The sequence below is a fragment of the Saccharothrix algeriensis genome (genome assembly GCF_016907655.1).
GTDB classification, from domain to species: domain Bacteria; phylum Actinomycetota; class Actinomycetes; order Mycobacteriales; family Pseudonocardiaceae; genus Actinosynnema; species Actinosynnema algeriense.
Map to the genome: position 1 here is coordinate 2,948,585 of NZ_JAFBCL010000001.1, position 14,670 is coordinate 2,963,254.

General features: G+C 72.0%; 13 protein-coding genes. 8 read left to right on the forward strand and 5 right to left on the reverse strand.

The window, feature by feature from the left end; translation table 11 throughout:
* The first annotated feature begins 71 nt into the window (after positions 1 to 71).
* The 3 genes from JOE68_RS13270 (at position 72) to JOE68_RS13280 (ending at position 2,910) form a co-directional block, all read left to right on the forward strand.
* Positions 72 to 563, forward strand: coding sequence for a beta-class carbonic anhydrase (locus tag JOE68_RS13270; RefSeq protein ID WP_204842663.1), 492 nt, complete (start codon positions 72 to 74; stop codon positions 561 to 563).
* A 966-nt stretch (positions 564 to 1,529) separates the two neighbouring features.
* Positions 1,530 to 2,399, forward strand: a complete 870-nt coding sequence (locus JOE68_RS13275; RefSeq protein ID WP_204842664.1) for an HhH-GPD family protein — start codon at positions 1,530 to 1,532, stop codon at positions 2,397 to 2,399.
* A 1-nt stretch (position 2,400) separates the two neighbouring features.
* Positions 2,401 to 2,910, forward strand: coding sequence for a 2'-5' RNA ligase family protein (locus JOE68_RS13280; protein WP_204842665.1), 510 nt, complete (start codon positions 2,401 to 2,403; stop codon positions 2,908 to 2,910).
* Here the strand turns inward: JOE68_RS13280 and JOE68_RS13285 are convergent.
* Positions 2,859 to 3,602: an alpha/beta fold hydrolase gene (locus JOE68_RS13285; RefSeq protein ID WP_204842666.1), complete on the reverse strand. Its 744-nt coding sequence runs from the start codon at positions 3,600 to 3,602 to the stop codon at positions 2,859 to 2,861. The genes JOE68_RS13280 and JOE68_RS13285 overlap by 52 nt on opposite strands.
* A 17-nt stretch (positions 3,603 to 3,619) precedes the next feature.
* Here JOE68_RS13285 and JOE68_RS13290 point away from each other — a divergent pair, with 17 nt between their 5' ends.
* From JOE68_RS13290 to JOE68_RS13300, 3 genes are all read left to right on the forward strand, one after another.
* On the forward strand, positions 3,620 to 5,095 hold the full coding sequence (locus tag JOE68_RS13290; RefSeq protein WP_204842667.1) for a M1 family metallopeptidase: 1,476 nt from the start codon (positions 3,620 to 3,622) through the stop codon (positions 5,093 to 5,095).
* A 42-nt stretch (positions 5,096 to 5,137) separates the two neighbouring features.
* Positions 5,138 to 5,449, forward strand: coding sequence for an antibiotic biosynthesis monooxygenase family protein (locus JOE68_RS13295; protein ID WP_204842668.1), 312 nt, complete (start codon positions 5,138 to 5,140; stop codon positions 5,447 to 5,449).
* 178 nt (positions 5,450 to 5,627) lie between these two features.
* On the forward strand, positions 5,628 to 6,392 hold the full coding sequence (locus JOE68_RS13300; protein WP_307820032.1) for an SIR2 family NAD-dependent protein deacylase: 765 nt from the start codon (positions 5,628 to 5,630) through the stop codon (positions 6,390 to 6,392).
* Here JOE68_RS13300 and JOE68_RS13305 read toward each other — a convergent pair.
* Positions 6,364 to 7,347, reverse strand: coding sequence for an endonuclease/exonuclease/phosphatase family protein (locus tag JOE68_RS13305; RefSeq protein ID WP_307819658.1), 984 nt, complete (start codon positions 7,345 to 7,347; stop codon positions 6,364 to 6,366). The genes JOE68_RS13300 and JOE68_RS13305 overlap by 29 nt on opposite strands.
* Positions 7,348 to 7,365: 18 nt before the next feature.
* On the opposite strand from JOE68_RS13305, the gene pcp reads away from it, so the two are divergent.
* Positions 7,366 to 7,995: a pyroglutamyl-peptidase I gene (gene pcp / locus JOE68_RS13310; protein ID WP_204842669.1), complete on the forward strand. Its 630-nt coding sequence runs from the start codon at positions 7,366 to 7,368 to the stop codon at positions 7,993 to 7,995.
* Between the two features lie 586 nt (positions 7,996 to 8,581).
* On the opposite strand, the gene JOE68_RS13315 is transcribed toward pcp, so the two are convergent.
* A complete protein-coding gene (locus JOE68_RS13315) occupies positions 8,582 to 11,140 on the reverse strand; it encodes an ATP-dependent Clp protease ATP-binding subunit (protein ID WP_204842670.1) in 2,559 nt (852 codons plus the stop codon).
* A gap of 340 nt (positions 11,141 to 11,480) precedes the next feature.
* Here JOE68_RS13315 and JOE68_RS13320 point away from each other — a divergent pair, with 340 nt between their 5' ends.
* Positions 11,481 to 12,335: a (2Fe-2S)-binding protein gene (locus tag JOE68_RS13320; RefSeq protein WP_204842671.1), complete on the forward strand. Its 855-nt coding sequence runs from the start codon at positions 11,481 to 11,483 to the stop codon at positions 12,333 to 12,335.
* A gap of 332 nt (positions 12,336 to 12,667) precedes the next feature.
* Here the strand turns inward: JOE68_RS13320 and JOE68_RS13325 are convergent, their stop codons facing one another.
* Together JOE68_RS13325 and lysS are read right to left on the reverse strand one after the other, a co-directional pair.
* Positions 12,668 to 13,015: a histone-like nucleoid-structuring protein Lsr2 gene (locus tag JOE68_RS13325; protein ID WP_204842672.1), complete on the reverse strand. Its 348-nt coding sequence runs from the start codon at positions 13,013 to 13,015 to the stop codon at positions 12,668 to 12,670.
* A gap of 115 nt (positions 13,016 to 13,130) precedes the next feature.
* The gene (lysS, locus tag JOE68_RS13330; protein WP_204842673.1) at positions 13,131 to 14,642 is read right to left on the reverse strand and encodes a lysine--tRNA ligase; all 1,512 of its coding nucleotides are present in this window, start codon (positions 14,640 to 14,642) and stop codon (positions 13,131 to 13,133) included.
* Positions 14,643 to 14,670 lie beyond the last annotated feature (28 nt).

Sequence of the window (14,670 nt, forward strand, 5' to 3'; positions counted from 1 at the left end):
CACACCCCGGATCGGTTGCCGGTCCGCTGGAGGCGGGTTCCAATCCGGGGAGGAACAGGGAGGTGTTGGGCATGACGTCCATCGAAGAGCTGCTGCGCCGCAACGGGGAGCTGGGCAACGCCGTGCCCGGTGACCGCTCCTCGCCTCGGCCCTCCATGCAGGTTGCCATCCTGACCTGCATGGACTCCCGCATCCGGGTCTTCGAGATCTTCGGGCTCAAGCAGGGCGAGGCGCACGTGCTGCGCAACGCGGGCGGCGTGGTCACCGACGACATGATCCGGTCGCTCGCGCTGAGCCAGCGCAAGCTGGGCACCCGCGAGGTGCTGCTGGTGCACCACACCAACTGCGGGTTGCAGCTGGTCACCGAGGACGAGTTCAAGGACGAGCTGGAGTCCGACGCCGGGATGCGCCCCACCTGGGCCGTCGAAGCCTTCCGCGAGGTCAAGGACAGCGTCCGCAACTCCATGAACCGCCTCCGCCACAGCCCCTTCGTGCCGCACCGGGACAACATCCGCGGGTTCGTCTACGACGTGCACACCGGCGAGCTGACCGAGGTCGTCTAGGGGCTCTCGCCTGCGCGCGTGGTGCCCGCACGACGCGCGCAGGCCGCACGGCTCACTTTTCGCCCTCGGCTCTTGGCCCTTGGCTCTTGGCTTTTGGCACGCCCCGTGCAGACCGGTGCCTTCGTGTTCTCCCCGTATGGCCTGCCCGGAGGGCTACCATGCTTTTCTGGGGGGTGCAAGCACGCTTTTCGCTTGCACCCCCCAGAAAAGCATGGTCGTCTTTAGACAGGCCATGCGGGGAGAACACGACCGCTGTTTCTTTTCATTCTCCTTGGCGGCCTGCCCGTCCGGCGAGGACTCTTTCAAGCTCTTCAGCTGAGATCCGTACTGCACCAAATCTAACCCGGATCGGTGCAGGTCAGAGGTATGAAGGGCGGCCAGGAGGCCCCCAAGGAGGAGGGAAGTGCGTCGTGTTCTCCCCGCACGGCCTGCCGGAGGCAATCATCTTTGTCGGGGGGTGTCAAGCGAAGGGCGTGCTTGACACCCCCCGACAAAGATGATCGGGCTGCGCCCAGGCCGTACGGGGAGAACACGAGGCACACGGCTGCGCTGAAGCGCCGCCGCGCGGAGCGCGGCCTGCTGGAGCTAAGCGCCGCCGCGCGGAACACGGCTAACAGTGAGAACTGAAGCGCCGCCGCGCGGAGCGCGGCCTGCTGGAGCTAAGCGCCGCCGCGCGGAACACGGCTAACAGTGAGAACTGAAGCGCCGCCGCGTGGAACGCGGCCTGCTGGAGCTAAGCGCCGCCGCGCGGAACACGGCTAACAGTGAGAACTGAAGCGCCGCCGCGTGGAACGCGGCCTGCTGGAGCTAAGCGCCGCCGCGCGGAACACGGCTAACGCGGAACACGGCTAACAGTGAGAACCGAAGCGCCGCCGCGGAGCACAGGCCCACAAGCGTCAAAGCCGGGCGGTGCCCGGCAGCACCTCCCTCAACCGGGTCGCCGCCCTCTGGGACACTGGCCGGGCTATGAGCCTGGACGCGCAGACACTCCTCGACTGGTTCGCCGAGACCGCCCGGGACCTGCCCTGGCGGCGGCCCGACTGCACGGCCTGGGGTGTGCTCGTCAGCGAGATCATGCTCCAGCAGACGCCGGTCGCCCGGGTCGAGCCGATCTGGCGCGAGTGGTTGCGGCGCTGGCCGACGCCCTCCGCCATGGCCGCCGCGAGCCAGGGCGAGGTCCTGCGCGCCTGGGGCAAGCTCGGCTACCCCCGGCGCGCCCTGCGGCTGCACGCGGCGGCCCAGGCGATCGCGGCCGAGCACGGTGACGTGGTGCCGGACGACGTGGACACGTTGCTGGCGCTGCCGGGCATCGGCGCGTACACGGCCCGAGCGGTGGCGGCTTTCGCCTACGGGAAGCGGTGCCCGGTGGTGGACACGAACGTGCGGCGCGTGGTGGCGCGGGCCGTGCACGGCGCGGGTGACGCCGGGCCGCCGTCCACCACCCGGGACCTGAACGACGTGGCAGCGCTGCTGCCGCGGGAGGACGCGGCCGTGTTCTCGGCGGCCCTGATGGAACTCGGCGCCCTGGTCTGCGTCGCGCGCACGCCCAGGTGCGCGGACTGCCCGGTGCTCGCCACGTGCGCGTGGCAGCGCAACGGGCGCCCCGCCTACGACGGGCCGGCCAAGGCCGTGCAGAAGTTCGCCGGGACCGACCGGCAGGTGCGCGGCCTGCTGCTGGACGTCCTGCGCGGCACGCCCGAGCCGGTCGGCAAGGCCCGGTTGGACGCCGTCTGGTCCGACGCCGGGCAGCGCGACCGGTGCCTGCACTCCCTGCTGGTGGACGGCCTGGTCGAGCAGACCGCGACCGGGTTGTTCGCGCTGCCCGGGGAGCACTGACGTGCACGCGCTGGTGGTGTTCTTCGACGCCGACGCCGACGCGCGGGTCCGGGCGCTGTGGCGGCGGATCGGCGCGTCGTTCGAGCACCCGCCGCACCTGACCTACGCCGTGGCGGGCGCGATCGGGCCGAAGGTGCGCGCCGAGCTGCGCGAGGACCTGTCCCGGCTGTGGCTGCCCGACCTGTGGCTGCACACCCTCGGCGTGTTCTCCACCACCGAGAACGTGCTCCAGCTCGGCGCGGTCGTGGACGGGGAGCTGCTGGCCGTGCACTCGGCGATCCACGACGTGCTGGCGGGGCGGGTGAAGAACCCCAGCGCGTACTACCTGCCGGGCAACTGGGTGCCGCACTGCACGCTGCTGCACGGCGTCGACGACGCGGAGGTCGTCCGGGCGTTCGCCGCCCTGCACCCGGTCGAGCCGATCCGCGCCAAGGTCCGCGAGGTGTCCGTCGTGGACACTCAGACCGGCGGGATCGACCCGCTCAGGAAGGCTTCCACCGCGCCCCGGTAGACCTCGGGCGCCTCGTCGTGCACGACGTGCCCCGACTCGGGCACCAGCAGGTGCTGCCCGCCCGTGCGCCGGGCGACCTCGGCCATCTGCCCCGGCCGCAGCCCGCCCCGGCCCGCCTCGACGGTCAGCGTCGGGCACCGGACGGCGTCCACGAAGTCCCAGTAGGACCGCTCGCCCCACTCGGCCGCGATCTCGTAGAGGTCCTCCAGCCGCGCGATCAGGTGGTAGCCGTCGGCGCGCTCCTCGAACATCTCCTCGACCCGCGGCACCCGCACCACGGACCGGACGTGCGCCAGGGACTCGAACACCGGCCACGACTCGAAGTACCAGCGCCACTCGTCCACCGTGCGGCCCCGGTTGTCCGGCACGACGTCCTCCGCCACCACGGCCGCCACCAGCTCCGGGCGGGTCGCGGCCAGCGCCCACGCGTGCAGGCCGCCCATCGAGTGCCCGATCACCACGGCGGGCGCGAGGTCGTGCCGCTCGACCACGGCGGCGGCGTCGGCGACGAAGTCCTCCGTCCGGAACGGGCCGCGCTGGGAGTTGCGGCCGTGGCCCCTGGCGTCCGCCGCGACGACCCGCCCGTAGGGCTTGAGCCACTGCGCGACGGTCCACCAGGTGGAGGCCCGGCTCATCAGGCCGTGCATCAGCAGGATCCCGCGCCCCGATCCACCGAACTCCACAACGCTCATGCGTGCATCATGTCGGCATGGCAATCAGCCCCGGGGCCCGTCCCTACCTGCTCGTCGCGGCCGTCGTGCTCGTCGTGGCGGGGGTGCTGGTGGCCGAGTTGCCCGACCGGCCGGAGCAGCAGCCGCCGACCGCGTCCCCCGCGAGCGGCACTCCCCCGGTGGTCGACGCCGAGGGCGGCGACGGCGCGGGCGACCCGTACTACCCGCAGGACGGCAACACCGGCTACGACGTCGACGGCTACGACGTGGCCATCAGCTACGACCCCGGCACCCGGGAGCTGACCGGCAAGGCCCTGATCACGGCCGTCGCGACCGACGACCTGAGCCGGTTCAACCTCGACCTGTACCAGCTGCGGGTCTCCGGGGTGACCGTCGGGGACGTCGAGGCCGGCTTCAGCCAGGAGGGCGAGCACGAGCTGGTCATCACGCCCGCCGCGCCGCTGCGCGAGGACGAGCGGTTCGTCGTGGCGGTGACCTACGGCGGCCGGCCGGCCCTGTTCCAGGACCGGGCGCTGGGCCGCAGCGGCTGGCAGGTCTCGGCGGGCGGCGGCGCGTTCGCGGCGGGCGAGCCGCACTCGGCGACCACCTGGTTCCCGGCCAACGACACCCCGCGCGACAAGGCGTCGTTCAAGCTCGCCGCGCGGGTGCCGGACGGCTGGTCGGCGGTGTCCAACGGTGTGGAGGGGGAGGTCACGCACGACGCCGGCTGGACGACCTACCGGTGGGACGCGGCCGAGCCCATGGCGACCTACCTGGCCACGGTGGCGATCGACAAGTGGACCGTCGACCGGTCGACCCTGCCCGACGGGACGCCGGTGGTGAGCGCCTACGCGCCCGGCGCGCTGGGCGCGCGCGAGGACCAGCGGCGGCTGCCCGAGGTCCTGGAGTTCCTGTCCGCGAAGTACGGCCCGTACCCGTTCCGGGCGGCCGGCGGGATCTTCCTGTCCGACGACATCGGCTTCTCCCTGGAGACCCAGACCCGGCCGGTGTACGCCGGGTGGGCCGACCTGGAGACCATCGTGCACGAGAACGCCCACCAGTGGTTCGGCGACTCGGTGACGCTGCGGTCGTGGGCCGACATCTGCCTGAACGAGTGCCTCGCCAGCTACGCGCAGTGGCAGTGGGCGGAGGAGAAGGAGGGCGTCGACCTGGACGAGCGCTACCGCGCGGAGGTCGACCGGACCGACGGCTCGACGGGCTACTGGAACCGCAAGCTCTACGACATGGGGCGCGGCAACGAGTTCCGGGGCGTCTACGACAAGGGGCAGCTCGCGGTGCACGCCCTGCGCCGCCAGATCGGCGACGGGCCGTTCGACCGGGCGGTGCGGGAGTGGACCGAGCGGCACCGGGGCGGCAACGCCTCGTGGCCCGAGTTCGAGGCGCACGTCGAGCAGGTGTCCGGGCAGGACCTGGACGGCTTCTTCCAAGCCTGGTTCCGGGGCGACGAGCTGCCCCCCGACGAGCACCTGTGGCCGGGCTCCCTGCGGCGCTAGCGGTCCCTCCGCCGGCGGGCGGCCGGTGCTAACGTCGGTGCCATGGCGGTTGTGAAGATCAACGCGATCCACGTCCCCGACGGCTCGGGGCCGGAGCTGGAGAAGCGGTTCGCCGCGCGGCTCGGGGCGGTGGACTCGGCGGCCGGGTTCCTCGGCTTCCAGCTGCTGCGCCCCGTCGCGGGTGACGACCGGTACTTCGTCGTCACCCACTGGGAGACCGACGAGGACTTCAAGAACTGGCTGGGCGGCAGCGCGCGGGAAGCGCACTCGGGCGAGCGGGCCAAGCCCGTGGGCACCGGCTCGGACCTGCTGGAGTTCGAGGTCGTGCTCAGCTCCGAACCGAAGCGTGGCTGACCGGACCTCCACCGGGACGGGGCCCGACCAGGCCGGGCCCGACAGCACCGAACCCGATCGCGCCGAACTCGACAGCGCCGGGCCCGATCGTGCCGAGCCAGACAGCGCCGAACCCGACAGCTCCGGACTCGACCGCGCCGGGCTCGACAGCGCCGGACTCGACCGCGCCGCCGAGCTCATCGCGGGCGCCGGCGCGGTGCTGGTGTGCGCGGGAGCGGGCATGGGCGTCGACTCGGGCCTGCCGGACTTCCGGGGCGACCACGGGTTCTGGCGGGCCTACCCGCCCTACCGGCGGCTCGGGCTGCGGTTCGCCGAACTCGCCGACCCCGCGCACTTCGCGGCGGACCCGGCGCTGGCCTGGGGCTTCTACGGGCACCGCCTCGACCTGTACCGGCGCACCCGGCCGCACGCGGGGTTCGACGTGCTGCGGTCCTGGGGCGCGCGGGTGTTCACGTCCAACGTCGACGGGCAGTTCCAGCGCGCCGGGTTCGACGACGTCGCCGAGGTGCACGGGTCCATCCACCGCCTCCAGTGCGTCGAGCCGTGCACGGACGACGTGTGGCCGGCCGACGACGTGGAGGTCGACGTCGACCCGGGCACCATGCGGGCCGCCGCGCCGCTGCCCGCGTGCCGCAACTGCGGCGGCCTGGCACGGCCGAACATCCTGATGTTCGGCGACTGGTCGTGGGTCGCCGGGCCGAGCCGGCGGGCGCTGGACGAGCTGACCGCGTGGCGGCGCGGCGTGCGCGACCTCGTCGTGCTGGAACTGGGCGCGGGCCTGGCGGTGCCGACCGTGCGGCGGCAGGCGGAGCTGGCCGCCGCGGCGTCCGGCGCCCTGATCCGGGTCAACCCGCGCGAGCCGGAGGTGCGGCACGGGCGCGGGGTGGCGCTGCGGATGGGCGCGCTGGAAGCGCTCACCGAGCTGGCACGACGAACCGGGTGACGATCGCGCGGTGGTCGCTGCCCGGCACGTCGACCACCTGGAACGCCTCCACCGGGCACCGGTCGTCCACCAGGACGTGGTCGATGACGACCGGCGGCGGCCACACCGCGCCCGCCGGCCACGTCGCGGCCAGCCCCGCGCCGACCTGGTCGGCGGCGTCCACGTAGCCCTGGTCCAGCAGCCGGCGCAGGCCGACGTGGTCCAGCGTGGCGTTGAAGTCCCCCGCCAGGACCCGGAACGGCCCGCCCGGGTCGCGCCCCGGCAGGCCCGCCATGTCGCGCTGCCAGTGCTCCGGGCCGTCCGGGACGACCGGCGGCAGCGGGTGCACCGACAGGACCTCCAGGTCCTCGCCGGGCAGGTCGACCAGCGCGCCCGCCTGCCGCAGCGTGCTGGGCCCGGCGAGGGTGCGCGGGGTCAGCGGGTGGCGCGACGCGATGCCGGACCCGGAACCGCCCGGCTCCGCCAGGAACACGCGGTGCGGCAGCACCTCGTCGAGCCCGGCGCGCTCGAAGTCGCGGACCATGGCCGGCGTCAGCTCCTGCAGCGCCAGCACGTCGACCTCGTGGTCCCGGACGGCGTCGACCAGGGCCTCCGCTTCCGCCTTGCCCACCAGCAGGTTCGCCGACATGACGCGGACCTGCTGCCCCACCCCGGCGGGCCGCGCGTCGGGGAACGCGCGCGGCGCGACGGTCGCCACCAGCACCAGCGCGACCACCAGCGTCACCGCGCCGACCAGCCAGCGGCGCAGCAGCAGCGCGACCGCGCCGAGCAGCACGCCGGCCACCGTGAAGTAGGGGACGAGGGCGGTGGCGGCGACCATGTGCCGCGTGCCGTCGACGCCCAGCAGCCGGAGCGCGGCGGCGACGACGAACGCCGTGGCGGCGAGCACCAGGAGGGACGTCGTGGCCCTGTTCCTCGGACGGCTCTTCGGACGGCGTTCCCCGATGTCGACCACGCCCTCTAGTCTGCCCGAGTGAGAGTTGTGCTGACGGGTTTCGAGCCGTTCGGGGGCGACGACACCAACCCCTCGTGGGACGCGGTCCGCCGGGTGACCCCCGACGGGTACGAGTTGACGACGGCCGAGCTGCCGTGCGAGTTCGGGGCGTCGGTGGCGGCGCTGCGGGAGCTGGTGGTCCGCCACTCGCCGGACGTGGTGGTGTGCGCGGGTCTGGCGGGCGGGCGCGACGCGGTGACGCTGGAGCGGGTGGCGGTCAACCTGGACGACGCGCGCATCCCCGACAACGCCGGCCGGCAGCCGATCGACGTGCCGGTGGTGGAGGGCGGGCCGGCGGCCTACTTCACGACGTTGCCGGTGAAGGCGTGCGTGTCGGCGCTGCACGGGGTCGACATCCCGGCGGCCGTGTCGCACACGGCGGGCACCTTCGTGTGCAACCACGTGTTCTACGGCCTGCTGCACCTGATCGCGACCGAGTTCCCCGAGGTGCGGGGCGGCTTCGTGCACGTGCCTTACGCGCCGGAGCAGGGGTACGACAACGCGCCCAGCCTGCCCCTGCCGACCACGGCCCGCGCGCTGGACCTGATCATCCGCACGACGATCGCCCGCTCCACCGACCTGCGCACCACGGCCGGCACCCTGCACTGAGCCCTGCCTCGGGCTCCCCCGGGGAGCCCGAGCGGCGGGGTTCGTGCAGCTCTTCCCTCCACCAGGCCGCCTTCCCCCCGCAGCACTGCCTTCTCACCGCGCTCTTCCCGGCGCCTCTCCCGGGGCCTCTCTTCCTGGGGCTCTCTTCCCAGGGGCTCTCTTCCCAGGGGCTCTCTTCCTGGGGTCTTTTCCCGGGGGCTCTTCCCGGCGGGCCGCTCCGCGCCTCTGAGCACTGCCCCTCTTCACCCCGCGCGCCGCCTGCATCCCCCGAGCCACCCCACACCTGCGCGCCGCCCGCACCCCTACCGGTGCCCGCGGCGGCCTGAATCCCGCCGCCGGCAGGCCGCACCGCAGCCCTCACCCAACCGACAAGCCGCTCACCGCACAGGGCCGCCCGCGGGAAGGCTCGCGCAGGCGTACCCCCGGACAGGGAACCCCTGCGTGCATCCAAGCAGGGCGGCACGACGGGGAGCGTGGTCGGAGCTGAGAGCTGTGGACAGCGGGAGTGGGGCGAGGCGGGGTGGCTGAGCTGCGCAGATACGCAAAAGCGCCCCCTGGGGTCCCAGGGGGCGCTTCAGCTGTGGCGTCAGGCCGACTCGGAGTCCGACTCGCCGGTGTCACCACCGGACGAGGCGGCCAGGTCGACCGGCGGCGCGTCGGGCACCTGGAGGGGCTTCGACTCGCCGCGGAAGACGAAGTGGGCCTTGTCGTCCGCCTCCGACTCGCCGTCCCAGCCCTCGACGTCGGTGATGATGATCTGGCCCGGCTGGATCTCGCCGAACAGGATCTTCTCCGACAGCTGGTCCTCGATCTCGCGCTGGATCGTCCGCCGCAGCGGGCGGGCGCCCAGCACCGGGTCGAAGCCGCGCTTGGCCAGCAGCTTCTTCGCCCGGTCGGTCAGCTCGATCGCCATGTCCTTGTTCTTCAGCTGCTGCTCGACCCGCGCGATCATCAGGTCCACCATCTTGATGATCTCGTCCTGCGTCAGCTGGTGGAACACGATGATGTCGTCGATGCGGTTGAGGAACTCCGGCCGGAAGTGCTTCTTCAGCTCGTCGTTGACCTTGTTCTTCATCCGCTCGTAGTTCGACGCGGTGTCCTGGCCCGAGGTGAAGCCCAGGCCCACGGCCTTGGAGATGTCCGACGTGCCGAGGTTGGAGGTGAAGATGATCACGGTGTTCTTGAAGTCCACCGTCCGGCCCTGACCGTCGGTCAGGCGGCCGTCCTCCAGCACCTGCAGCAGCGTGTTGTACACCTCCTGGTGCGCCTTCTCGATCTCGTCGAACAGCACCACCGAGAACGGCTTGCGGCGCACCTTCTCGGTGAGCTGGCCGCCCTCCTCGTAGCCGACGTACCCGGGGGGCGCGCCGAACAGCCGCGAGGCGGTGTACCGGTCGTGGAACTCGCCCATGTCGATCTGGATCAGCGCGTCGTCCTCGCCGAACAGGAAGTTCGCCAGCGCCTTGGACAGCTCGGTCTTGCCCACGCCCGACGGGCCGGCGAAGATGAACGACCCGGACGGGCGCTTGGGGTCCTTCAGACCGGCCCGCGTGCGGCGGATCGCCTGCGACACGGCCTTGACCGCGTCGACCTGGCCGATGATCCGCTTGTGCAGCTCGTCCTCCATGCGGAGCAGACGCGTGGTCTCCTCCTCGGTGAGCTTGAACACCGGGATGCCGGTCCAGTTCGCCAGGACCTCGGCGATCTGCTCGTCGTCCACCTCGGCGACGACGTCGAGGTCGCCGTCCTTCCACTGCTTCTCCCGCTCGGCCTTCTGGCCCAGCAGCTGCTTCTCCGAGTCGCGCAGCTTGGCGGCCCGCTCGAAGTCCTGCGCGTCGATCGCGGACTCCTTCTCGCGCCGCACGTCCGCGATCTTCTCGTCGAACTCGCGCAGGTCCGGCGGGGCGGTCATCCGGCGGATCCGCATCCGCGCGCCCGCCTCGTCGATCAGGTCGATCGCCTTGTCCGGCAGGAACCGGTCGTTGATGTACCGGTCGGCCAGCGTCGCCGCCGCCACCAGCGCGGAGTCGGTGATCGAGACGCGGTGGTGCGCCTCGTACCGGTCGCGCAGGCCCTTGAGGATCTCGATCGTGTGCTCCAGCGACGGCTCGCCGACCTGGATGGGCTGGAACCGGCGCTCCAGCGCGGGGTCCTTCTCGACGTACTTGCGGTACTCGTCCAGCGTCGTCGCGCCGATGGTCTGCAGCTCGCCGCGCGCCAGCATGGGCTTGAGGATCGACGCGGCGTCGATCGCGCCCTCGGCGGCGCCCGCGCCGACCAGCGTGTGGATCTCGTCGATGAACAGGATGATGTCGCCGCGGGTGCGGATCTCCTTGAGCACCTTCTTCAGGCGCTCCTCGAAGTCACCGCGGTAGCGCGAGCCCGCCACCAGCGAGCCCAGGTCCAGGGTGTAGAGCTGCTTGTCCTTGAGCGTCTCGGGCACCTCGCCCTTGACGACCATCTGCGCCAGCCCCTCGACGACGGCGGTCTTGCCGACGCCGGGCTCGCCGATGAGGACCGGGTTGTTCTTGGTGCGGCGGGACAGCACCTGCATGACCCGCTCGATCTCCTTGGTGCGCCCGATCACCGGGTCGAGCTTGCCCTCCCGCGCGCTGGCGGTCAGGTTGCGCCCGAACTGGTCGAGGACCAGGGACGAGGACGGGGTGCCCTCACCGCGGCCACCGGACTCGGCGGGCTCCTTGCCGCCGGAGTAGCCGGACAGCAGCTGGAGCACCTGCTGGCGGACGCGGTTGAGGTCCGCGCCCAGCTTGACCAGGACCTGCGCGGCGACGCCCTCGCCCTCGCGGATCAGGCCGAGCAGGATGTGCTCCGTGCCGATGTAGTTGTGGCCGAGCTGAAGCGCTTCGCGCAGCGACAGCTCCAGCACCTTCTTCGCGCGCGGGGTGAAGGGGATGTGCCCGGACGGGGCCTGCTGGCCCTGGCCGATGATCTCCTCGACCTGCTGGCGGACGCCCTCCAGCGCGATCCCCAACGACTCCAGCGCCTTGGCGGCGACACCTTCACCCTCGTGGATCAAGCCCAGGAGGATGTGCTCGGTGCCGATGTAGTTGTGGTTGAGCATCCTGGCCTCTTCCTGGGCCAGGACAACCACCCGCCTCGCGCGGTCGGTGAACCTCTCGAACATTCGCACTCCCTGACTGCTGCGCCGGCGGTCCTCGGGCTCACCACTGGCATACCCCTGGCATGACCACGGAGAGCGCGGCACCGTGGGACCACTGTAGTCGTCAGCCCCGACGCTCTCAGTTCCCGTTCGCGTGCAGTCACCGTCGGGGATCTCTGACATCGGTACCAACGCGTGATCTGCCAGCCGGATTCCGCGGATCGGGCGGTGTCCGCTCAGCGCGAACACCTCCGGCCCGTCCGGCGGCGCGCGGCGTGACCGGTGTCACGCCCCGCCGCCGACCACGGCGACCCTCTATAAGGTTAGGCAAACCTCATACGAACCCACGCGAGGACCCTCTCACATGACCGTACCGGCGAAGGCACCCGCACGCGACGCGCACGCGCCGCTCGCCGGTTCGCTCAGCCAGGCCAACAGCCTCACCCAGTGGTGTGAAATCCGCTACGGCCTCCCGACCACGCCGCCGGTGGCGGGCGCCGCGCCCGGCACCGGCTGGCTCACCTCGGCGGCGCTGCTCGCCGCACCGGCCGGGTTCGACGCGTGGCGGGCCGCCCTCGCCGACTGGCTGCGCGCCGAGCACGGCGACGCGCCCGAGCGGACCACCGGCGGGTACGTCCTGGGCTGGTACCTCGGCGCGGTCGGCCTGCTCGGCGGCGCCCTGTTCCACCAGTCCCGGCGCGTGCCGTCGCTGCGACCGCGCGACGTGGCGATCCGCGTCGCCGAGCGGGGCCGCCCCCACGTCGTCGGCCTGGCGCTGCTGTCGGGCGGCTTCGCCTGCCTGCCCGACGACCCGGCGGCCGACCACCCGGCGGCCACCCCGGTCGCCGACGAGCAGGCCCTCGCCGCCCTCCTGCGGGCGCGGTTCGCCGACCACGCGGCCCGCTTCGCGGCCGTCTTCGGCCCCACCGTGCGGCTGGGCAGGCGGCAGCTGTGGGCAGCCGCCACCGACGCCCTGGACAGCGCCGCGTGGACGGCGGGCCGGCTCGGCGGCGACGAGGCGGCCGGGGTCGCCGACTCGGCGCTGCTGCTGCCGGCCCGGCTCGACCCGTTCACCTCCGCCTCGACGCTGCGCGCCGACGCCGGCGGCGGGTGGACCCGCCGCCGGGAGAGCTGCTGCTTCCACTTCGCGCTGCCCGGCGCGGAGGTCTGCCCGACCTGCCCGCGGGTGTCGGGCAAACGGGCCGGCGCCGCTTCCTAGATCACCCGCCCGGCGCGCGCCGCGGCTCCACCCGGCGCGTTTCGGGCGCGTTCGTCCGGCACCCGGACACATCACCCGCACGGGTGTCGGACATGATCGTTGTGAACTTCACCTTCCGACGTCCGACGTACCGCGCAGCGGCCCGACGCGCCCTTCTTGACCGATCATCCGATCACTTCGGTGTTGCGATCGCGTACCGGCCGGCGCAAATGGCCGCCGCCCCGGCGGCGGGGAAACGACGAAGGGGCGCCGGCGGCAAACCGGCGCCCCTTCGTAGATTGACGTAATTGCCCGACCCCGGGGGCCGTGCAATCACCGGACCCCATCGCGGGTCAGCCCTGCTGGTGGTAAGCCTCCAGCACCTCCGCCGGGATGCGCCCGCGATCGGAGACCTTCATCCCCTGCTTGCGGGCCCACTCCCGAATCGCCTGGTTCTGCTCGCGATCGGCCGATGCCGGACGTGCCGCCTTCACACCGGCCGGGCGACCCGGGCCGCGCTTGCGGCCGCCCGCCTTGCGAGCGCTGGCGACGAAGTCGGCGAGTGCGTCGCGGAGCCTGCCCGCATTGCTCGAAGAAAGGTCGATCTCGTAGGACACACCGTCCAAGCCGAAGCCGACCGTCTCCTCAGCCTTCCCGCCGTCCAGGTCATCGACCAGGGTCACGGTGACCTTCTGCGCCATGCGTATCCTCCTGGACTCCGAATGCGCGGTGTTCCCCGACCGCGACCAAAGCATTGTCGAGTGCAGGTTAGCGCACAAGTACCGCAATGCGCAGACCGGAGTCCGAGAAGTTACTTCATTCAGGGCGCACCAGGGGGAAGAGGATGGTCTCCCGGATACCGAGGCCGGTGATGGCCATGAGCAGTCGGTCGATGCCCATTCCGACGCCACCGCTCGGTGGCATTCCGTACTCCAGCGATCGCAGAAAGTCTTCGTCCACCGGCATGGCCTCGGCGTCGCCGGCGGCGCTCAACCGGGCCTGGGCTTCCAGCCGCTCCCGCTCCACGACCGGGTCGACCAGTTCGGAGTATCCCGTGGCCAACTCGAAACCGCGCACGTACAGGTCCCACTTTTCGGCCACGCCGGGCCGGGTGCGGTGCTGGCGGGTCAGCGGCGAGGTCTCGACCGGGAAATCCCGGACGAACGTGGGCGCGTGCAGCCGGTCGCCGACCAGGTGCTCCCACAGCTCCTCCACGAGCTTGCCGTGGCCGAGCTTCGGGTCGGTCTCCAGCCCCGCCCGGTCGGCGAGCCCGCGCAGGAGGTCCGCGGACGTCTCCGGCGTGACCTGCTCGCCGACGGCCTCCGACAGCGACTCGTACATGCCCAGCGTCGTCCACTCGCCGCCGAGGTCGTACTCCTCGCCGTCGGCGAGGGTCACCACGTGCGAGCCGGCGACCGCCATCGCGGCCTCCTGCACCAGCTCCCGGGTCATGACCGCGTTCGTCTCGTAGGTCGCGTACGCCTCGTAGTACTCCAGCATGGAGAACTCGGGCGAATGGGTCGAGTCGACGCCTTCGTTGCGGAAGTTCCGGTTGATCTCGAAGACCTTCTCGATACCGCCGACCACGCACCGCTTGAGGTACAGCTCCGGGGCGATGCGCAGGAACAGGTCGATGTCCAGCGCGTTGGAGTGCGTGACGAACGGCCGGGCCGTCGCGCCGCCCTGCAGGGTCTGCAGCATCGGGGTCTCGACTTCGACGAAACCGCGGCGGTGGAAGGACTCCCGCAGCGACCGCACCACGGCGGCCCGGCTGCGCACGGTGTCCCGGGCCTGCTCGCGCACGATGAGGTCCACGTACCGCTGCCGAATGCGGGTTTCCTCGGCCAGGTCCTTGTGCGTCACCGGGAGCGGGCGCAGGGCCTTCGCGGCGAAGCGCCACTCGTGGGCCATGACGGACAGTTCGCCGCGCCGCGACGTGATGACCTCGCCGCGCACGAATACGTGGTCGCCCAGGTCGACGTCGGACTTCCATTCCGCCAGGGCCTGCTCGCCCACCGCGTTCAGGCTCAGCATGGCCTGCAGCTCGGTGCCGTCGCCTTCGCGGAGCGTCGCGAAGCACAACTTGCCGGTGTTGCGGATGAACATCACGCGGCCGGTGACACCGACGACTTCCCCGGTGGACACATCGGGTTCGAGCCCCTGGTGCGCTTCGCGGACCTGGCGCAGCGTGTGCGTGCGGGGCAGTTCCACCGGATACGGGTCGACCCCCCGCTCCAGCAGTCGCACCCGCTTCTCCCGGCGCACCCGAAGCTGCTCGGGGAGGTCGTCATCACTGGTCGGGGCGGGGATGGCAGGCTGCTCGCTCACGGGGGAAGCCTACGGAAAGACCGCTCGG